Source organism: Pseudomonas paraveronii, from assembly GCF_963681955.1.
Taxonomy (GTDB): domain Bacteria; phylum Pseudomonadota; class Gammaproteobacteria; order Pseudomonadales; family Pseudomonadaceae; genus Aquipseudomonas; species Aquipseudomonas paraveronii.
Genome location: NZ_OY817130.1, coordinates 1,095,319 through 1,116,182, shown reverse-complemented (window position 1 = coordinate 1,116,182; position 20,864 = coordinate 1,095,319). Strand labels below are relative to the sequence as shown.

General features: G+C 62.3%; 16 protein-coding genes. 6 read left to right on the top strand and 10 right to left on the bottom strand.

Annotation, left to right across the window (positions count from 1 at the left end):
- Positions 1 to 126 precede the first annotated feature (126 nt).
- Entirely contained in the window at positions 127 to 360 is a 234-nt protein-coding gene (locus U5A08_RS04955; RefSeq protein ID WP_304628464.1) for a hypothetical protein, read from the bottom strand.
- Positions 361 to 575: 215 nt separating this feature from the next.
- Between U5A08_RS04955 and U5A08_RS04950 the strand changes: the two genes are divergently transcribed.
- The 6 genes from U5A08_RS04950 (at position 576) to U5A08_RS04925 (ending at position 10,259) form a co-directional block, all read left to right on the top strand.
- Positions 576 to 1,742 carry an efflux RND transporter periplasmic adaptor subunit gene (locus tag U5A08_RS04950; RefSeq protein WP_321850580.1) on the top strand — a complete coding sequence of 389 codons (1,167 nt, stop codon included), beginning with the start codon at positions 576 to 578 and terminating at the stop codon, positions 1,740 to 1,742.
- Positions 1,739 to 4,834: a multidrug efflux RND transporter permease subunit gene (locus tag U5A08_RS04945; protein WP_321850578.1), complete on the top strand. Its 3,096-nt coding sequence runs from the start codon at positions 1,739 to 1,741 to the stop codon at positions 4,832 to 4,834. The genes U5A08_RS04950 and U5A08_RS04945 overlap by 4 nt, the downstream gene beginning before the upstream one ends.
- 14 nt (positions 4,835 to 4,848) lie before the next feature.
- Positions 4,849 to 5,526: a heavy metal response regulator transcription factor gene (locus U5A08_RS04940; protein WP_253393459.1), complete on the top strand. Its 678-nt coding sequence runs from the start codon at positions 4,849 to 4,851 to the stop codon at positions 5,524 to 5,526.
- A complete protein-coding gene (locus U5A08_RS04935; RefSeq protein ID WP_253393458.1) occupies positions 5,516 to 6,880 on the top strand; it encodes a heavy metal sensor histidine kinase in 1,365 nt (454 codons plus the stop codon). Before U5A08_RS04940 ends, U5A08_RS04935 begins: the two co-directional genes overlap by 11 nt.
- A gap of 470 nt (positions 6,881 to 7,350) precedes the next feature.
- Complete coding sequence (locus U5A08_RS04930) at positions 7,351 to 8,679, top strand: OprD family porin (protein WP_321850575.1); 1,329 nt, start codon at positions 7,351 to 7,353, stop codon at positions 8,677 to 8,679.
- Positions 8,680 to 8,765: 86 nt separating this feature from the next.
- On the top strand, positions 8,766 to 10,259 hold the full coding sequence (locus U5A08_RS04925) for a sensor domain-containing diguanylate cyclase (protein WP_321850573.1): 1,494 nt from the start codon (positions 8,766 to 8,768) through the stop codon (positions 10,257 to 10,259).
- 94 nt (positions 10,260 to 10,353) lie between these two features.
- Here the strand turns inward: U5A08_RS04925 and lpxC are convergent, their stop codons facing one another.
- The 9 genes from lpxC to murD form a co-directional block, all read right to left on the bottom strand.
- Positions 10,354 to 11,265: a UDP-3-O-acyl-N-acetylglucosamine deacetylase gene (gene lpxC / locus U5A08_RS04920; RefSeq protein WP_003171886.1), complete on the bottom strand. Its 912-nt coding sequence runs from the start codon at positions 11,263 to 11,265 to the stop codon at positions 10,354 to 10,356.
- A 112-nt stretch (positions 11,266 to 11,377) separates the two neighbouring features.
- Positions 11,378 to 12,583 (bottom strand): cell division protein FtsZ, encoded by a 1,206-nt coding sequence (ftsZ, locus tag U5A08_RS04915; protein WP_247401408.1) that lies wholly within the window; start codon positions 12,581 to 12,583, stop codon positions 11,378 to 11,380.
- A gap of 80 nt (positions 12,584 to 12,663) precedes the next feature.
- The gene (gene ftsA, locus U5A08_RS04910) at positions 12,664 to 13,926 is read right to left on the bottom strand and encodes a cell division protein FtsA (protein ID WP_017845923.1); all 1,263 of its coding nucleotides are present in this window, start codon (positions 13,924 to 13,926) and stop codon (positions 12,664 to 12,666) included.
- Between the two features lie 15 nt (positions 13,927 to 13,941).
- Positions 13,942 to 14,811, bottom strand: coding sequence for a cell division protein FtsQ/DivIB (locus tag U5A08_RS04905; RefSeq protein ID WP_247401409.1), 870 nt, complete (start codon positions 14,809 to 14,811; stop codon positions 13,942 to 13,944).
- A 3-nt stretch (positions 14,812 to 14,814) separates the two neighbouring features.
- The gene (locus U5A08_RS04900; RefSeq protein WP_321850569.1) at positions 14,815 to 15,783 is read right to left on the bottom strand and encodes a D-alanine--D-alanine ligase; all 969 of its coding nucleotides are present in this window, start codon (positions 15,781 to 15,783) and stop codon (positions 14,815 to 14,817) included.
- Positions 15,780 to 17,240, bottom strand: a complete 1,461-nt coding sequence (gene murC, locus U5A08_RS04895) for a UDP-N-acetylmuramate--L-alanine ligase (protein ID WP_253393453.1) — start codon at positions 17,238 to 17,240, stop codon at positions 15,780 to 15,782. The genes U5A08_RS04900 and murC overlap by 4 nt, the downstream gene beginning before the upstream one ends.
- Positions 17,233 to 18,303, bottom strand: coding sequence for an undecaprenyldiphospho-muramoylpentapeptide beta-N-acetylglucosaminyltransferase (gene murG / locus U5A08_RS04890; protein WP_321850568.1), 1,071 nt, complete (start codon positions 18,301 to 18,303; stop codon positions 17,233 to 17,235). The genes murC and murG overlap by 8 nt, the downstream gene beginning before the upstream one ends.
- Entirely contained in the window at positions 18,293 to 19,516 is a 1,224-nt protein-coding gene (ftsW, locus tag U5A08_RS04885) for a putative lipid II flippase FtsW (protein ID WP_057004267.1), read from the bottom strand. Before ftsW ends, murG begins: the two co-directional genes overlap by 11 nt.
- Positions 19,513 to 20,859, bottom strand: coding sequence for a UDP-N-acetylmuramoyl-L-alanine--D-glutamate ligase (murD, locus tag U5A08_RS04880; protein ID WP_321850567.1), 1,347 nt, complete (start codon positions 20,857 to 20,859; stop codon positions 19,513 to 19,515). Before murD ends, ftsW begins: the two co-directional genes overlap by 4 nt.
- Positions 20,860 to 20,864: the final 5 nt, after the last annotated feature.

Sequence of the window (20,864 nt, the reverse complement as noted above, 5' to 3'; positions counted from 1 at the left end):
CCCGGCGGAAAAAGCCGGAGCGCAGCGGAGGCCGTGCAAGCTTTCAAGAAACGGTTGTGGCTCTACAATCAGAAATATCAGCGGACGTTGTAGGGCATAGTCGACACAGCGTGCGACGTATTACTCTCAGCGTTTACCCATCGAACGACGAGTGCCCGGCGGCGCCATGCCTGGGGACTTGGTGTGCCCGTTCTTCGCGCCATTCTTGTACCAAGGCTGGGCGGCATTCTTGGCCCCGGCCAGTTCACCCGGTTTGAACGGAAACTTAAACGCCGGGATCTCGGTTTTTTCAACGCCTTCGGCGCTGGCCGGATCGACGAGGTCGGCCGCTTCAACAGGGGGTTGTGTCGGGGAAGTCATGGAAGCTCCGGAGCATGCAAAAAATGATGCGGGGCCAGCTTGTGGCCCACACTGGCGCGCAGTATACCTGCCCCCTTCAGATCTTTAACCACTGCCTGTACGAATGGTCGGCGTTTACTGACAGCGCTGTCAGTTAGCAGTCACCTTGCTGACCGGGTTGACGGGCTATAAAGACACCTCACTCTTCCGTTCCTTTGCCCTGGCGCCTCACCCCCATGCAAATTAAACGAAAAACTGCCCTGATCGTGGGTGTCCTGCTGGTGCTGGCGATTGCAGCCTGGGCGCTGACGCGACCGGCCAAAACCAGGCTGGCGGCGCCGACGGCAATCCCAGTACGGGTGGTGAGCGTGGCGCAACAGGACATCCCGCGTTTCGTCAGCGGCATTGGCACGGTGCTGTCGTTGCACAGCGTGGTGATCCGCCCGCAGGTCGACGGCATCCTCACCCAATTGCTGGTCAAGGAAGGCCAGCGGGTCAAGGCCGGGGATCTGTTGGCGACCATCGATGACCGCTCGATCCGCGCCAGCCTCGAACAGGCCAAGGCGCAGTTGGGAGAAAACCAGGCGCAACTGCAAGTAGCGCTGATCAACCTCAAGCGCTACAAGGCATTGAGTGTCGACGACGGCGTGTCCAAGCAGACCTATGACCAGCAGCAAGCCCTGGTCAACCAGCTCAAGGCCACCGTCCAGGGCAATCAGGCCGCGATTGATGCGGCAAAGGTGCAGCTTTCCTACACTCAGATTCGCTCGCCGGTCAGCGGCCGCGTAGGGATTCGCACGGTGGATGAAGGCAACTTCCTGCGCACGAGCGATGCCCAGGGGTTGTTCTCGGTGACGCAGATCGACCCGATTGCCGTCGAATTTTCCCTGCCGCAACAGATGTTGCCCACCTTGCAAGGCCTGATCGCGGCCCCCGTCCCAGCCAGCGTCAACGCCTACCTGGGCGCCGACACCGACGGCCAGACCGGCGACCTGCTCGGCGAAGGCCACTTGAGCCTGATCGACAACCAGATCAGTTCCACCACCGGCACCCTGCGCGCCAAGGCCGAGTTCAACAACGCCACGCAGCGCCTGTGGCCGGGGCAACTGGTGAGCATCAAGATCCAGACCGGCCTCGACAAGAACGCCCTGGTGGTGCCGCCGACCGTGGTGCAACGCGGGCTGGACGCGCACTTTGTGTACCGGGTCAACGGCGACAAGGTGGAGGTGGTGCCGGTGCAGGTCACCTACCAGAACAGCGATGTGACGCTCATCAAGGGCGTACAGGCCGGTGATGTGCTGGTCAGCGACGGCCAGTCGCGGCTCAAGGCCGGCGCTCAGGTCGAGGTGCTCAAAGAGCCACCGCAAGTGATCCAGACCGTCGACGCCAAGGTGCAACCATGAACGCCAGCCGCTCGCCGTCGGCCTGGTGCGTCGACCACCCGGTCGCGACGCTGCTGCTGACCTTCGCCCTGGTGTTGCTCGGGCTGATTGCCTTCCCGCAACTGGCCATCGCCCCGCTGCCGGAAGCGGAATTTCCGACGATCCAGGTCAGCGCGCAACTGCCCGGCGCCAGCCCGGACACCATGGCTTCGTCGGTGGCCACGCCCCTGGAGGTGCAATTCAGCGCCATCCCCGGCATGACCCAGATGACCTCCAGCAGCGCCTTGGGCTCCAGCCTCTTGACCCTGCAATTCACCCTGAACAAGAGCATCGACACCGCCGCCCAGGAAGTCCAGGCGGCAATCAACACCGCCTCCGGCAAGCTGCCCAGCGATATGCCGAACCTGCCGACCTGGAAAAAGGTCAACCCGGCGGACAGCCCGGTGCTGATCCTCAGCGTCAGTTCCGCCAGCATGCCCAGCACCGAGCTGAGCGATTACGTGGAAACCCTGCTGGCACGGCAAATCAGCCAGATCGACGGCGTCGGCCAGATCAACATCACCGGCCAGCAACGCCCGGCGATTCGCGTGCAGGCTTCGCCCGACAAACTCGCGGCCATCGGCCTGACCCTGGCCGACATCCGCCTGGCGATCCAGCAGTCGAGCCTGAACCTGGCCAAAGGCGCGATCTACGGGGAGAACAGCGTGTCGACCCTGTCGACCAACGACCAGTTGTTTCAGCCTGAGGACTACGCCCAGCTGATCGTGTCCTACAAGAATGGCGCGCCAGTTCAACTGCGCGACATCGCCAAAGTCATCAACGGTTCGGAAAACGCCTACGTACAGGCGTGGTCCGGCGATACGCCGGGGGTCAACCTGGTGATCTCGCGCCAGCCCGGCGCGAACATCGTCGAAACCGTCGACCGCATTCAAGCGCAACTGCCGCGCCTGCAGGCCATGCTGCCGGCGTCGGTGCAGGTCAGTGTGTTGAGCGACCGCACCAAGACCATCCGCGCCTCCCTGCATGAAGTGGAAGTGACCCTGCTGATCGCCGTGTTGCTGGTGGTGGCGGTGATGGCGTTGTTCCTGCGGCAGTTGTCGGCGACGTTGATTGTGTCGAGTGTGCTCGGCGTGTCGCTGATCGCCAGTTTCGCCTTGATGTACCTGATGGGCTTCAGCCTGAACAACCTGACTCTGGTGGCGATCGTCATCTCCGTGGGTTTTGTGGTGGACGATGCGATCGTGGTGGTGGAGAACATTCACCGCCATCTCGAAGCCGGACTGGGCAAGCGCGAAGCGGCGATCAAAGGCGCCGGCGAGATTGGCTTTACCGTGGTGTCCATCAGCTTCTCGCTGGTGGCGGCGTTCATTCCGCTGCTGTTCATGGGCGGCGTGGTTGGGCGCCTGTTCAAGGAGTTCGCGCTGACGGCGACCTCGACCATCCTGATTTCGGTGGTGGTCTCCCTGACCCTGGCGCCGACCCTGGCGGCACTGTTCATGCGCCCCCCGAGCCATCCTGCCAACGCCAAACCTAGTTTCAGCGAACGCCTGCTGGCCGGTTATGCACGCAACCTGCGCCGCGCCCTGGCCCATCAACGCAGCATGCTGGCGATCTTCGTGGTCACGCTGGCGCTGGCGGTGCTCGGCTACGTGTTCATCCCCAAGGGTTTCTTCCCGGTGCAGGACACCGGCTTCGTGCTCGGCACCAGCGAAGCGGCGGCCGATGTGTCGTACCCGGACATGGTCGCCAAGCACAAGGCCCTGGCCGAGATCGTCAAGGATGACCCGGCGGTGGCGGATTTTTCCCATTCGGTGGGCGTCACCGGCAGCAACCAGACCATCGCCAACGGCCGCTTCTGGATCGCCCTGAAAGACCGCGGTGATCGCGATGTGTCCGCCAGCCAGTTCATCGACCGCATCCGCCCGAAACTGGCGAAGGTGCCGGGTATCGTGCTGTACCTGCGCGCCGGCCAGGACATCAACCTCAGTTCCGGCCCCAGCCGCGCCCAGTACCAGTACGTGCTCAAGAGCAACGACGGCCCGACACTGAATACCTGGACCCAGCGCCTCACCGAAAAACTGCGCGCCAACCCGGCGTTTCGCGACCTGTCCAACGACCTGCAACTGGGCGGCAGCATTACCCACATCAGCATCGACCGTCAGGCCGCCGCGCGCTTCGGCCTGACCGCCACCGATGTCGACCAGGCGTTGTATGACGCGTTCGGCCAGCGCCAGATCAACGAGTTCCAGACCGAGATCAACCAGTACCAAGTGGTGCTGGAACTCGACAGCCAGCAACGCGGTAAAGCCGAAAGCCTGAATTATTTCTACCTGCGCTCGCCGCTGACCAACGAGATGGTGCCGTTGTCGGCCCTGGCCAAGGTCGACCCGCCCAGCGTAGGCCCGTTGTCCATCAGCCATGACGGCATGTTCCCGGCGGCCAACCTGTCGTTCAACCTGGCGCCCGGCGTGGCGCTGGGGGATGCGGTGATCATGCTCGACCAGGCCAAGAACGAAATCGGCATGCCGGCCAGCATCCTCGGCAACTTCCAGGGCGCGGCCCAGGCGTTCCAGAGTTCACTGGCCAGCCAGCCGTGGCTGATCCTGGCGGCGCTGGTGGCGGTCTACATCATTCTCGGCGTGCTGTACGAAAGTTTCGTCCACCCACTGACGATCATTTCCACCTTGCCCTCGGCCGGCCTGGGCGCGTTGATCATGCTGTGGCTGCTGGGCCAGGACTTTTCGATCATGGCCCTGATCGGCCTGGTGTTGCTGATCGGCATCGTGAAGAAGAACGGCATCCTGATGATCGACTTCGCCCTCGAAGCCCAGCGGGTCCGAGGCCTGCCGCCGCAGGAAGCGATCTACGAAGCCTGCATCACGCGGTTCCGGCCGATCATCATGACCACCCTCGCCGCCCTGCTCGGCGCCGTGCCGCTGATGCTCGGCGCAGGCCCCGGCGCGGAACTGCGCCAACCGTTGGGGATCGCGGTGGTCGGCGGCTTGCTGGTGAGCCAGGCGCTGACGTTGTTCACCACGCCGGTCATATACTTGTACCTTGAGAAGTTTTTCCACAGGCCCACACCAACGCCCGCGTTGGCGACCACACATTAAGTTAAGGCGGGGTCATGCGCGTCCTGATCGTTGAAGATGAAGAAAAAACCGCAGACTACCTGCATCGCGGCCTGACGGAGCAAGGCTACACCGTCGACGTGGCGCGTGAAGGCGTCGAGGGTTTGCACCTGGCGCTGGAAAACGATTACGCGGTGATCGTGCTCGACGTGATGCTGCCCGGTCTCGACGGCTTCGGCGTGCTGCGCGCCTTGCGTGCGCGCAAGCAAACGCCGGTGATCATGCTCACCGCCCGCGAACGCGTGGAAGACCGCATTCGCGGCCTGCGTGAAGGTGCCGACGACTACCTGGGCAAGCCGTTTTCCTTCCTCGAACTGGTGGCGCGCCTGCAAGCCCTGACCCGCCGCAGTGGCGGGCACGAACCGGTGCAGGTGACCGTCGCCGACCTGTGGATCGACCTGATCAGCCGCAAGGCCAGCCGCAACGGCGTACGCCTGGACCTGACCGCCAAGGAGTTTTCGCTGCTCAGCGTATTGGCGCGGCGCCAGGGTGAGATCCTGTCCAAGACCGCCATCGCGGAGATGGTCTGGGACATCAATTTCGACAGCGACGCCAACGTGGTCGAAGTCGCGATCAAACGCCTGCGCGCCAAGCTCGATGGGCCGTTCGAACAGAAGCTGCTGCACACCATCCGTGGCATGGGTTATGTGCTGGAGAGCCGCAGTGTCAGCTAATTCCATCGCCCTGCGCTTGAGCGGCATGTTCACCCTGGTGGCGCTGCTGATCTTCCTGTTGATCGGCGGCGTGCTCTATCAACAGGTGGACCGTGGCCTGGGCCTGTTACCGGAGGCCGAACTGGATGCGCGCTATAGCGTGTTGGAGTCGTCGGTGACGCGTTTCGGCACGCCGGAGCATTGGACCAAGATCAAGGCCAAACTCAAGTTGTTGGCTGAGGAAGACAAGCGCATCCGTTTCTGGGTGGTGAGCAGCGACCCGAACTACGAATACGGCAGCCCGGACGCGCAGATCCGCGCCTTCGCCGCCGGCCCGACCGGCAAACGCGACTTGCGCCTGGCCGGCCATAACGACCCGTTCAAAGTGCTGGTGAGCCAGTTCCCCGCCCAGGACCAGCGCCCGCCATTGCGCTTCATGATCGCCATCGACACCGAAAACTTTCGCGCCACCCAGCACCACTTGCTGGTGGCGCTGATCAGCCTGGCGTTTATCGGCGTGGTCCTGGCGGCGCTGCTGGGGTTCTGGGTCTCGCGCATCGGCCTCAAGCCGCTGGGCAAACTTTCGGACGAAGCGCAGAAACTCGCGCCGCCGAAACTCTCCGGGCGCCTGCAACTGTCGCCACTGCCGCCGGAGTTGCGTCAGTTCGTCAACTCGTTCAACGCCACCCTGGACCGGGTCGAACAGGCCTACTCGCGCCTGGAGTCATTCAACGCCGACGTCGCCCACGAACTGCGCTCGCCCCTGACCAACCTGATCGGCCAGACCCAGGTTGCCCTGACGCGCGGGCGCTCGGCCGAGCATTATTTCGAGGTGCTGCAGTCCAACCTGGAAGAATTGGAGCGCTTGCGTTCGATCATCAACGACATGCTGTTCCTCGCCAGCGCCGACCAGGGCAGCAAGGCCACCAAGCTGATCGAAAGCTCCCTGGCCGACGAAGTGGCGACCACCCTCGACTACCTGGACTTCATCCTCGAAGACGCCCAGGTCCGGGTGCAAGTCCACGGCGACGCCCAGGTACAGATCGAAAGAGCGCACCTGCGCCGCGCGCTGATCAACCTGCTGAGCAACGCCGTGCAGCACACCGCGCCAGGGCAGATCATCGCGGTGAACATCGACGTGCAGGAGCATCAGGTGGCGATCGCCGTAACCAACCCCGGCGCCGCGATTGCCAGCGAGCACCTGCCTCGGCTGTTCGAGCGCTTCTATCGGGTGGATGCATCACGCAGCAACAGCGGCGCCAACCACGGGCTGGGGCTGGCCATCGTCAAGGCGATTGCGCTGATGCATGGCGGCGATGTGTTCGTGCGCAGTGACGCGGGCGGCAACACCTTCGGTATTACCCTGCCCGTCTAACGCTTGAGAACACTTCAGACAAATGTGGGAGGGGGCAAGCCCACAGAAGCCCATCAACAGCGCCGCCCCCCATATCACTGCTCGAACACATCCAAAAATGTGGGAGGGGACTTGCCCCCGATAGCGGCAGTGAAGTCAGTACTTCAGTGACTGATACACCGCTATCGGGAGCAAGCTCCCTCCCACATTGGCTTGCGCCAAATCTCTGACTGTTGCGATTTGGGCAACAGTCATTATCTTGTTACACTCTGTATCGCAGCGCTCGCCTGCGTTAATTTGACGCATCGATGAGCGCGACGGCGAAGATAGCTGACCCGCTTACCCGAATTTCCCTCGACTTTTTTCCAGGGCTCTGCACTGGGAAACTGTCTTAAAGCCGCTGACTTCAGCGGCTTTTTTTTTGCGGTAAAAAAGGCCAGGCACACCCCAACGACATTGGCCGTTTTCGTTAGACCAAAGGAGCTCCACCGGTGAAGAACTCGCTGACGTTCACCCCGTTATTCCTCGCGATTGCAGCAACGATCGCCCCCCTCGCCCACGCGGCAGACGCACCCCCCACCGACGGTTTCGTCGAAGGCGCAAGCCTCAAGCTCAACGCCCGCAACTACTACATGAACCACGACCGTCGCGACATCCACACCGATGACAGCAAAGAATGGGGCCAGGGCTTTCTCGGCATCTTCGAATCCGGCTACACCCAGGGCACCGTCGGCTTCGGCCTGGATGCCCACGCCATGCTCGGCCTCAAGCTCGACGGCGGTGGCGGCACCGACGGTTCCAGCATCCTGCCGTATGGCAACAGTGAAGGCAGCGGCAAGGCGCCGGGGTCGTTTTCTACCGCTGGCGGCACGCTGAAGATGCGCGCGTTCGACACGGAACTGAAAGCCGGTGACCTGTTCCTCAACAACCCGGTGATCGCCGGCGGCATGACCCGTATGCTGCCCCAGACCTTTCGCGGCGTGAGCCTGACCAACCACAGCGTTGACGGCTGGATGATCGAAGGCGGCCAAGCCAGTTTCACCAAACTCTATAACCAGAGCGGCCACGGGCGTATCGGCACCAGCTACGGCGTATTGCCGGAGCACACCGACAGCCAGCACCTGGACTGGGCCGGTGTGTCGTTCAGCGGCATCCCGGGCCTGACCAGCAACCTGTACGCCTCCGAACTCAAGGATGTGTGGCACCAGTACTACTACGACCTGGACTACACCTACGCGCTGAACGATCTGGTCAGCCTCAACCCCGGCCTGCACTACTACCACACCCAGGACAGCGGCCAGTCGCTGCTGGGTAATATCGACAACAACACCTACAGCCTGCATTTCACCGTAGGCGTGGGCAACCACAGCGTCACGGCCGCGTACCAGCGGGTCAACGGCAACACACCGTTCGACTACATCACCCAGGGCGACAGCGTGTACCTGGACAACTCCCAGCAATACTCGGACTTCAACGGCCCCAACGAGCGTTCGTGGAAGCTCAAGTACGCTTATGACTTTGTCGGCCTCGGCCTGCCCGGCCTGACCACTGCCGTGTCCTATAGCAGCGGCAAGACCGACCTGAGCAAAGTCGACCCCAACAGCCGGGGCTACAGCGCCTGGTATAGCGCCGACGGCCAGGACGCCAAGCACTGGGAACGGGACATCGATATGAAATACGTGGTGCAGGGCGGCAAGGCCAAGGACCTGTCCCTGCGCCTGCAATGGGCGACCAACCGGGGCAGCAATGGCTACTCGGCGGTGGATCGGGATGTGGATGAATACCGGGTGATCGTCGACTATCCGATCAATGTGTTCTAAGGCGTAGATCTTTCTTTTTAACCCATCAATCAATTTTCATCGGGTAGAACTAAACTGCCAGCATCTTTATCGTCGAAGTCTGCCCGATGAGTCAACGCCCCGTCCGTACACCACCTGAACGCCCAGAGCTGTTGCTGATGCTGGGCAGTGGCCTCACCGTCGCGCTGATCGTGATCATGGTCTCGGTGCTGTTGATCCGCGAACACGCCAGTACGCTGGAGGCGGCCAAACGCTCAACCACCAACATCGCGCAGCTGATCAACGCCGATGTGCTGCGTAACGTCGAACTCTATGACCTCGCACTGCAAGGGCTGATCGCGGCCACACAGCGCAAGGATTTGTCCCAGGTATCAGCGGACATCCGACACCTGGTGCAATTTGAGCGGTCAGCGGCGGCGCCGTTCAAAGGCGAAGTGCTGTTGCTGGACGCCAATGGCGCCGTCGTCGCCGACTCTTCGACGCTCAAGCCAACCCCGCGTAATTTCGCTGACCGCGACTACTTCCTCGCGCATAAGAACGCTGGTCAGACCGACCTGTTCATCAGCCGGCCGTTCAGGGTTGAGTGCAATTGCGAGCAGGTCTGGCGCATCGCATTCAGCCGCCGCGTCACCGGCGCCAACGGCGAGTTTGCCGGGGTCGCCGTGGCCACCATGCGCCTGGCGTACTTCGATCAGTTGTTCAAAGGCCTGACCATCGGCCATAGCAGCTCGGTCAACCTGTTGAACAACCGCGGCATTCTCCTGGCCCAGCAACCGCTGCTGGAGCGCGACATGATCGACAAGGACCTGAGTGATCGCCCCAACTTCAAGCGCATGCTGCGCGATGGGAGCGGCAGCTTTCGGGCCATCTCGGCCATCACCGACAAGGAGCGCCTGTACACCTTCACCAACGTCGGCGAGCTGCCCCTGATTGTGGTGGTGGCGCTGTCCAGCGACGATGTGTTCGCGCCGTGGAATCGCGCAGCGATGCTGGCAGGCGGCGCCACGGGCATCCTGTGCCTGGGCCTTCTATGGCTGGCCTGGATGCTACGCCGGGAACTGCGGCGCCGTTATCGCGCAGAGAAGGTGCTGTCAGAACTGGCAGCCACCGACGCGCTCACCGGCCTGGCCAACCGGCGCATTCTGGACCAGCGCCTGCGCCTGGAATGGGACCGTGCGCAGCGCTCCGCCGAACCGCTGACGCTATTGATGATCGACGTCGACCACTTCAAGGCATTCAACGACCGCCACGGTCATCACGGCGGTGATGAGGCGTTGCGCAACGTCGCCCAGGTGATCGGCAGCAACATCCGTCGCCCAGCCGACCTGGCCGCACGTTATGGCGGTGAAGAGTTCGCCGTGGTGTTGCCGGCTACCGATATCAGGGGCGCGTGGCTGATTGCCGAGCATATCCGCAGTGGCGTCGAGCACTTGCCACGGGTGGAGGGAGATGAACGGCCGATCACCGTGAGCATCGGCCTGAGTACCTGGGACAAGCGCAGTCGCATGTCCCTGGAGGATTTGCTGCTCAGTGCGGACCAGGCACTGTATGAGGCCAAGCACACCGGGCGCAATCGCATCGTGGATGCGCTGGAGCGATAACTGAGGCGAACAGGCCATTGTGGCGAGCGAGCCACAGGCAATAAAAAAGGCCACCCGAAGGCAGCCCTTAAAACTAAAGAAAGAGAGTTGTTACTTACACCGCCGCAACGGGACGCATGTAAGAGATCGGTGCGGTGCTGGCATCTTCGAAGGTCACGACTTCCCAAGCGTCTGTCTGCTCAATCAACTTGCGCAGCAGCTGGTTGTTAAGGGCGTGGCCCGACTTGAAGCCTTTGAACTCGCCTATCAGGCTATTGCCCAGCAGGTAGAGGTCACCGATTGCATCGAGGATCTTGTGCTTCACGAATTCGTCTTCATAACGAAGGCCGTCCTCGTTCAGTACACCATCCGCGTCGACCACAATGGCATTTTCAACGCTGCCGCCGAGTGCGAGGTTATGCTTGCGCAGGTACTCGATGTCACTCATGAAACCAAAGGTACGGGCGCGGCTGACTTCTTTTACGAACGAAGTGCTGGAAAAATCCACGCTTGCACTTTGGGTGCGGTCACGAAATACCGGGTGATCGAAATCGATCTCAAAGCTCACTTTAAAGCCTTCGAACGGGACGAAGGTGGCGCGCTTGTCGCCGTCTTCTACTGTCACTTCCCGCAGAATGCGAATGAACTTCTTGGCTGCGTCCTGTTCTTCCAGGCCGGCAGATTGAATCAAGAATACGAAGGGACCAGCGCTGCCATCCATGATGGGGACTTCGGACGCGGAGAGCTCGACGTAGGCGTTATCGATGCCCAGGCCAGCCATGGCCGAGAGCAAGTGCTCCACCGTGTCCACCTTGACGTCACCGTTGACCAATGTGGTCGACATCGTGGTTTCGCCAACGTTTTCCGCGCGAGCAGGAATCTGCACCACAGGGTCCAGGTCGGCACGAACAAACACGATGCCGGTGTCGACAGGTGCAGGTTTGAGGGTCAGGTATACCTTCTCCCCGGAGTGCAGACCTACACCTGTGGCACGAATAATATTCTTCAGGGTGCGTTGTTTAATCATGGCTTGGACCGCTTCAGCGCAAATTGCGAACTGGTATCAACAAAGGCTGGCGATGATAGCAGACCAGACCTTTGCTGAACACCAATCACCTTCATAGCCCTGATACATTCCATTAATCGGCCTGACGACGCAGGAATGCCGGGATGTCCAGGTAGTCCAGGTCATCTTGCGGATTCGGGCTGCGGGACGCCGCAGCACCGGCCTGAGCCTGATTGCGCATCACGGTCGGACGGTCCAGATCACGGTAGTTCACCGACGGCAGTTCCTGGCGCGAAGGCGCTGGAGCGGCAGCCGCTTGGCTGGCGTGACTGCTGTGACTGGTGTGAACGGTATTGTCGATGACCTTTACAGGCTTCTCGATTTTTGCGCCCAGGCCGGTCGCAACCACGGTTACATGCAGTTCGTCGCGCATGTCCGGATCGATAACGGTACCGACTTTGACCATCGCGTGCTCGGAAGCAAAGGCTTCGATGATGCTACCCACGTCGGAGTACTCACCCAGGGACAGGTCAGGACCGGCGGTGATGTTCACCAGGATGCCGCGTGCGCCTTGCAGGTTCACGTCTTCCAGCAACGGGTTGCGGATGGCCGCTTCGGTGGCTTCACGCGCACGGTTCGGACCGCTGGCGCAGCCAGTGCCCATCATCGCCATGCCCATTTCGCTCATCACGGTACGCACGTCGGCGAAGTCGACGTTGATCATGCCCGGACGCTTGATGATGTCGGAGATACCGCGAACGGCACCGGCCAGTACATCGTCAGCCTTGGCAAACGCGGACAGCAGGCTCGCGTCCTTGCCCAGGATGGTCAGCAGCTTCTCGTTGGGAATGGTGATCAACGAGTCGACGCTTTCAGACAGCAGACGGATACCTTCGTCGGCGATCTGCATACGCTTGCGACCTTCGAACGGGAACGGACGGGTCACGACAGCGACCGTCAGAATCCCCATTTCCTTGGCCACTTCGGCAATGATCGGCGCTGCACCGGTACCGGTACCGCCGCCCATGCCGGTGGTGATGAACACCATGTTGGTGCCTTGCAGCACTTCAGCAATGCGCTCGCGGTCTTCCAGAGCGGCTTGACGGCCGACTTCCGGGTTGGCGCCGGCGCCGAGGCCCTTGGTCACGGCTGTGCCCAATTGCAGGATGGTCCGCGCGCCGATGCTTTTCAGCGCCTGGGCATCGGTGTTGGCGCAGATGAATTCAACGCCTTCGATGTTGCTCTTGACCATATGGTTGACAGCGTTGCCGCCGCCACCGCCGACACCGATCACTTTGATGACCGGGCTTGCGGGGATGTTGTCTACGAGTTCGAACATTTTCCCTCTCCTTTCGTGTTCTCTAGTTTTTTCGCCTACTGCATGCTTCTACAACAGTGGTGCGGTGCTGCGGTAAATCGTTAGAAATTGCCTTTGACCCACGCCTGCAACCGTTCGAACAACGGCGCTTTCGCTTCGTCGTCGCCGCGGTAGCTGTCGCGGATGCTCGGGCCCGACAGGGAAATGCCGTCGGTCTGCTTTTGCAGCCCGTACAACAGCAAGCCCACACCGGTGGAATAAATCGGGTTGCGCACCACGTCGCCCAGGCCTTTGACGCCATGGGGCACGCCCAGGCGAACCGGCATGTGGAAGATCTCTTCGGCCAGTTCGACCGCGCCTTCCATCTTCGAGGTGCCACCGGTCAGCACGATGCCGGCCGGGATCAAATCTTCGTAGCCACTGCGACGCAGTTCCGCCTGGATCAGGGTGAACAGCTCGTCGTAGCGCGGCTCGACTACTTCAGCCAAGGCCTGGCGCGACAACTCGCGCGGTGGACGGTCGCCCACGCTCGGCACCTTGATGGTTTCACCGGCACCGGCCAGTTTGGCCAGGGCGCAGGCGTAGCGGATCTTGATCTCTTCGGCGTACTGAGTCGGTGTACGCAACGCCATGGCAATGTCGTTGGTGACCTGGTCGCCGGCAATCGGGATCACCGCGGTGTGACGGATCGCACCCTCGGTGAAGATCGCGATGTCGGTGGTGCCGCCGCCGATGTCGACCAGGCACACGCCCAGTTCTTTTTCGTCGTCGGTCAGTACCGAGTAGGCCGAAGCCAGTTGCTCGAGAATGATGTCGTCGATTTCCAGGCCGCAGCGGCGCACGCATTTTTCAATGTTCTGTGCGGCATTGACCGCGCAGGTCACCACGTGGACCTTGGCTTCCAGACGTACACCCGACATGCCCAGGGGCTCGCGCACGCCTTCCTGGTTGTCGATCACGTAGTCCTGCGGCAGGGTGTGCAGCACACGCTGGTCCGCCGGGATCGCCACGGCCTGAGCCGCGTCGAGTACGCGCTCAAGGTCGGCCGCACTGACTTCACGGTCGCGGATCGCCACGATGCCGTGGGAGTTCAGGCTGCGGATGTGATTGCCCGCCACGCCGACGAACGCCGAGTGAATCCGGCAACCGGCCATCAGCTGCGCTTCTTCGATGGCGCGCTGGATCGATTGCACGGTGGACTCGATGTTCACCACCACGCCCTTCTTCAGGCCCCGGGACGGATGCGTGCCAATACCGACGATTTCGATCGTGCCGTCTTCCCCGACCTCGCCCACCAGCGCCACCACTTTGGAGGTGCCGATATCGAGACCGACGATCATTTTGCCGCTTTGCACGTTTGCCATGGGTCCTGCCTCTTCTTAATTCTTCGCGACAGCGGGTTGCGCTGCCGTGGGCGCAGCCGGTTCACGCCAGCCGACGGCAAGGCCGTTGGCGTAACGCAGGTCGACGCTCGCAATGTTCGTAATCTGTTCTTTCAAGGTCTTTTCATAGATGGCAATAAAGCGGCGCATCTTTTCCACCAAGCGGTCGCGTCCCAGCAACAACTCGATGCCCGGGCCGGAACTGCCTGCCCCGGTCGTCAAAAACCAGCTGCCCCGTTCACGCAATTCCAGGCGTGCAATGGAGAAGCCCAGCGGCCGCAGCATCTGGCTCAAGGCCTGGTACTGCTGCATCACTTGCTGCTGCGCCCGCTGCGGCCCGAACAGCTGCGGCAGGTGCTCGTAGTTGGCCAGCTCACGCGGAGTGAACGCCTGGCCCTGGTTGTTCAACAGCGCTTCATCGCCCCAACGGGCCACGGGCAGTTGTTCTTCCAGGCGGATCGTCACCTGGTCCGGCCATACACGGCGGACTTCGGCATGGGCGATCCACGGCATCTGCTCCAGCTCCCGGCGCATACCGGCCAGGTCGATGGTGAAGAAACTCGCCGCCAGGAACGGACCGATGCGCTGCTGTACCGCTTGCTGGCTGATGTAGCTCAAGTCGCCCTGTACGCTGATCTTGGTGATCGGTCGGTCGGCGTAAGGCAATAGACGCTGCGCGCCTTCGTAAGTGCCGAAGCCCAACACCACCAGCAACACCGGCCAGAACAGCGCCTTGAGGAAACCAAAGTTGGCTTTCGGCAGGCGCGCCGACATCGGCTCTTTAGCCACCATCCGGCTGGCACCCCGTGGCACCGGCTTGCGGCCGGGTGCCTGTGGGGGCTGATGACGAAGCGATGCGCCTTTCATGTCTTAGCCTCGCTGCCTTTCTTCACCGGCAACGCTGGCCGCCAGGATCGCCAGCACCAACTGCTGAAAATCCAGACCGGCGGCGCGAGCGGCCATAGGGACCAGGCTGTGGTCGGTCATGCCCGGTGCGGTGTTGACTTCCAGGAACCAGAAATTCCCTTGGTCGTCCTGCATCACGTCTGCCCGCGCCCAACCGGCGATACCCAGCGCCTCACAGGCTTTCGCCGTGAGGTCCATCAGTTCCTGTTCTTTGCTTGCGTCAAGGCCACAGGGAATCCGGTACTGGGTATCGGAAGCCAGGTACTTGGCGTCGTAATCGTAGAAAGTGTGGGGCGTGCCCAAGGCGATGGGCGGCAATACCTGGCCACGCAGGGTGGCGATGGTGTACTCGGGACCTTGGATCCACTGTTCCACCAACACTTGCGAATCGTAGGTACTTGCCGATTTCCATGCGTCGATCAATTCGGCGGCCGAGTTCACTTTAGCCATGCCGATACTGGAGCCTTCATGGGCTGGTTTGACGATCAAAGGCAGGCCCAGTTCCTTGGCTGCAGAAATACAATCGTCTTCGCTGCACAACACGCGGTGACGCGGGGTTGGAATCCCCAGGCTGTGCCACACCTGCTTGGTGCGCAACTTGTCCATGGCCAGCGCCGACGCGAGGATGCCGCTGCCGGTGTAAGGAATCCCGGCGCACTCCAGCAGGCCTTGCATGCTGCCGTCTTCACCGCCACGGCCGTGCAGGATGATGAAGGCGCGGTCGATCTTCTCGGCCTGCAGGCGGGCGAGGAAGTCGTCGCCCACGTCGATACCGAACGCATTCACGCCCGCGCTCTGCAGCGCTTGGAGCACGGCATTGCCGGACTTGAGCGACACTTCGCGCTCAGCGCTCTTGCCGCCGAACAGTACCGCCACGCGGCCGAAGTCGGCGGGGGCGATGGTGGAGAACAGGGAGCCGTAGTGGGTGGTCATTTCGACTTCCCCTTTTCTGCGGCAAACGCTTCTTTTACGAACAAGGGGCTCGCCAGCAATTTAGGCGCAAGGCCACCGATGTCACCAGCACCCTGGCACAGCAGGATGTCGCCGGCACGCAGCAGCGGCTTGACGATCGGCGCCAGGTCCACACCGCGTTCGATGTAGATCGGGTCCAACTGGCCACGCTGACGGATGCTGTTGCACAGCTTGCGGCTGTCCGCCCCGGGGATCGGTTCTTCACCGGCCGGATAGACTTCCATCAGCAGCAGCACGTTGGCATCGGCCAGTACATTGACGAAATCGTCATACAGGTCGCGGGTGCGGCTGTAGCGGTGCGGCTGGTAGACCATCACCAGGCGACGCTCCGGCCAGCCACCACGCACGGCCTTGATCACGGCAGCGACTTCGGTCGGGTGGTGACCGTAGTCGTCCACCAGCATCACGTCACCACCTTCCACCGGCAGTTGCCCATAGACCTGGAAGCGCCGGCCCACGCCGGCAAAGCCCGACAGGCCATCGACAATGGCTTCATCGCTGACGCCTTCGTCGGAGGCAATGCAGATGGTCGCCAGGGAATTGAGTACGTTGTGGTTGCCCGGCATGTTCACCGACACGTCCAGCGGTTCGCGGTCCGGGCGCAGCACAGTGAAGAACGTCTGCATGCCTTGCTGGCGCACATTGATCGCACGTACGTCGGCGTCTTCGCTGAAGCCGTAGGTCAAGGTAGGACGCTTGACCAGCGGCAGGATTTCACGCACCACCGGGTCATCCAGGCACACTACCGCCAAACCGTAGAACGGCAGGTTATGCAGGAACTCGACGAAGGTTTTCTTCAACTTATTGAAGTCACCGTCGTAGGTCGCCATGTGGTCGGCGTCGATGTTGGTGACCACGGCCACCAGCGGTTGCAGGTGCAGGAAGCTGGCATCGCTTTCGTCAGCTTCGGCGATCAGGTAGCGGCTGGTGCCCAGTTGCGCATTGGTGCCGGCTGCATTCAGGCGGCCACCGATCACAAAGGTCGGGTCCAGGCCACCAGCGGCGAACACCGAGGCGATCAGGCTGGTGGTGGTGGTCTTGCCGTGAGTGCCGGCGACGGCAATACCATGGCGGTAGCGCATCAGCTCGGCCAGCATTTCGGCGCGAGGCACCACCGGAATGCGACGCTCAAGGGCGGTGGCCACTTCCGGGTTGGAGGTATTCACAGCGCTGGACACCACCAGCACGTCGGCCTCGGTGGCGTTCTCGGCGTGGTGGCCGATAAAGATTTTCGCACCGAAGGACTTCAGGCGCTCGGTGACCGGCGACTCTTTCAAGTCGGAGCCGGACACCTGGTAGCCCAGGTTCAGCAACACTTCGGCAATACCGCACATGCCCACGCCGCCGATCCCGACGAAGTGGATACGACGGATACGGCGCATTTCCGGTTGCGGCATGGCTTTCTGATTCTCAACCATGGGCCACCTCCAGGCAGATATCGACCACGGTGCGGGTTGCGTCAGGTTTGGCCAGGCGGCGTGCGGTGCTCGCCATGCTGTTGAGTCGTTCCGGTTGCATCAAAACCTCGGTCAGGCGTGCGGCCAAATCGGCGGCGCCAGTCGTTCTTTGCGGCAGCAGGAAGGCAGCGCCCTCCCCGGCCAAATATTCGGCGTTGCGGGTCTGGTGATCGTCGATCGCGTGGGGCAAAGGCACCAGCAAGGACGGCAGACCGGCGGCGGCCAGTTCACTGACGGTCAGCGCACCAGCGCGACAGACCACCAGGTCGGCCCAGCCATAGGCTTGGGCCATGTCTTTGATGAAGGGCTGCACATCGGCCTCGACACCGGCCTCGCGATAACGCGTGGCAGTCACTTCATCGTGGTGCTTGCCGGCCTGGTGGAAGACCTCGGGGCGCAAGTCCACAGGCAGTTGCGCCAGCGCTTGCGGCAGCAATTTATTCAGCGGTTCGGCGCCCAGGCTTCCGCCCAGGATCAACAGGTGCGCCTTGCGCCCGGCCAAGGCTTCACGGGCGATGTCCATAAACAGTTCGGTGCGCACCGGGTTACCCGTGGTGCGGCGTTTGTCCGACGCGCCGAAGGTATTCGGGAACGCTTCGCAGACCCGCGCCGCCAGCGGCACCAGCAAGCGGTTGGCGGTGCCGGCGACAGCGTTCTGCTCATGCACGATCACCGGCACGCCAGCGAGTTTGGCCGCAACGCCGCCGGGGCCGGTCACATAACCGCCAAAACCGAGCACACACACCGGCTTCAATTCACGGATGACGTTGCGCGCCTGCCACATCGCCTTGAGCAACACGAACGGCGCCTTGAGCAGGGACAGCTTGCCCTTGCCGCGCAGACCGGTGACGTTGATCAGATGCAGCGGCAAGCCGGCATTCGGCACCAATTCGTTTTCGATGCCGCGCGGCGTCCCCAACCAATGCACGGTGTAGCCACGGTTCTGGAACTCACGCGCGCAGGCCAGGGCCGGGAACACATGGCCCCCGGTGCCGCCCGCCATGATCAGCACGTTAGCGCCCATGGGTCGGCTCCTCGGCGAAGTCGCTTTCGCTGAACTCCATCTCTTCGCTGCCCAGATGGGTGCGACTCTCCCACTCGATGCGCAGCAACAAGCCAAGACAGGCACAGCAGATCACCAACGAACTGCCGCCGTAACTGAGGAACGGCAAGGTCAGGCCCTTGGTCGGCAGCAGGCCGACGTTCACGCCGATATTGATCAGGAACTGGCCGATCCACAGGAACGACAAGCCATACGCCACATACGCAGCGAAATACTGTTTGGCCTTCTCGGCCCACAAGCCGATGTACATGCCGCGCACACACACGAACACGAACAGCGCGACGGTACACAGCGAGCCGACCACGCCCAGCTCTTCGGCGAGCACCGAGAACACGAAGTCGGTGTGCGCTTCCGGCAGGTAGAATTGTTTCTGCACGCTGTTGCCCAGGCCCACGCCCAGCCACTCGCCGCGACCAAAGGCGATCAGCGCCTGGGTCAACTGGTAGCCGGAGCCGAACTGGTCGGACCACGGGTCGGTAAAGGTGATCAGACGGGCCATCCGGTAGGGTTGCGCCTGCACCAGCACGGTCACGGCGGCTACCGCCAGCACCACCATCAAGGTGAAGCGGAACAGCCCGACCCCGCCGAGGAACAGCATCGCCGCGGCGGCGCCCATCATCACGACGGTGGCCCCGAAGTCGGGTTCCATCAGCAACAGGCCAGCCATGGGCAGCAGCACGATGAACGGCTTGAAGAAGCCCATCCAGCTCTCGCGCACTTCCTTCTGACGACGTACCAGGTAACCGGCGAGGTAGATCACCACGAACACCTTGGCGATTTCCGACGGCTGCACGTTGAACGCACCGAAGCCGATCCAGCGCATCGAACCGTTCACCTCGCGGCCGATGCCGGGCAGGATCACCATGATCAGCAAGCCAAACGCACCGATCAGCATCAGCCAACCCAGGCGCTGCCAGGTGGCGATGGGGATCATCATGGTGACGATGCACGCGCCGAGGCCGATCACCAGGTACACCAGGTGACGGATCATCATGTACAGGGTGTTGCCCGACTGCACGGCCGCCACTTCGGAGGACGCCGACGTGATCATCACCAACCCCAGGCCCAGCAACGCCAGGCAACCGGCGAGCATCGGGAAGTCGAGGTCGATGCCGCGCCCGGTAATGATCGGCGACGGGTACGGCTTGATGATGTTACGGAAGTTGAGATTCATGCCAAGGCCTCCACGGCGCGGGCGAACAGCTGGCCGCGCTCTTCGTAGTTCTTGAACATGTCGAAACTGGCGCACGCCGGCGACAGCAGCACCGCATCACCCGGCTGGGCCAAGGCTTTGCACTGGGCAATCGCATCGTCGAGGGAGCTGGCGCGCACTTGCGGCACCGCATCACCGAGGGCGGCAGCGATCAGGTCGGCATCGCGGCCCATCAGCACCACGGCGCGGCAATGGGCGGCCACCGGTCCCTTGAGGTCCTTGAAGTCGGCGCCTTTGCCGTCGCCACCGGCGATCAGCAGCAGCTTGCCATCGATATCGGCACCCAGGCCTTCGATGGCGGCCAATGCGGCACCGACGTTGGTGGCCTTGGAGTCGTTGTAATAGCTGACGCCATTCAAGTCGCGGACCCACTGGCAGCGATGCTCAAGGCCGCCGAAGGTGCGCAGGCTCGCGAGCATGGCGTCGAACGGCAAGCCAACGGCATGCCCCAGCGCCAGGGCCGCCAGGGCATTGGATTGGTTGTGCGCGCCACGGATTTTCAGCTCGCGCACCGGCATCAGGTTCTGGAATTCGAAGGCCAGGTATTTCTCGCCGTTCTCTTCACGAATGCCGAAAGCCTTGAAGTCGGGTTTGCCCAGGCCAAAGGTCCAGCACGGCAGGCCCTCGCCCATCAACGGACGGCTCAAGGCGTCCTGGCGGTTGACCACCACTTGTTTGGCCCCGCGGAAAATCCGGTGCTTGGCCAGGTGATAGGCCGGCAGGCCGCTGTAGCGGTCCATGTGGTCTTCGCTGACGTTCAATACGGTGGCCACTTCAGCGCCCAGGTCGTGGGTGGTTTCCAGCTGGAAGCTCGACAGTTCCATCACGTACAGCTCGACGTCGTCGCTGAGCAGGTCCAGCGCCGGGGTGCCGAGGTTGCCGCCCACGGCCACGCGCTTGCCGGCCGCAGCCGCCATCTCGCCAACCAGGGTGGTCACGGTGCTTTTCGCGTTGGAACCGCTGATCGCGATGATCGGCGCCTTCGCGTTACGCGCGAACAGGTCGATATCGCCAGACAGCTTCACGCCACGCGCCGCTGCGGCTTGCAGGGCCGGTGTCGCCAGGGCCAGGCCGGGGCTCACGTAAAGCTCGTCGGCACGACACAGAAACTCGACATCCAACTCGCCACAACGCACTTCCACGTGCGGGTAGTCACGGCGCAGCGTGACCAGCTCCGGTGGATTTTCCCGCGTATCGGCGACGGCAAACGACGTGCCCCGGTTCGCCAGGAAGCGAACCAGGGACATGCCGCTCTTGCCGAGGCCGACAACGATGCGGAAGTGGTCTGAAGCGATCAGGGACACTCGTT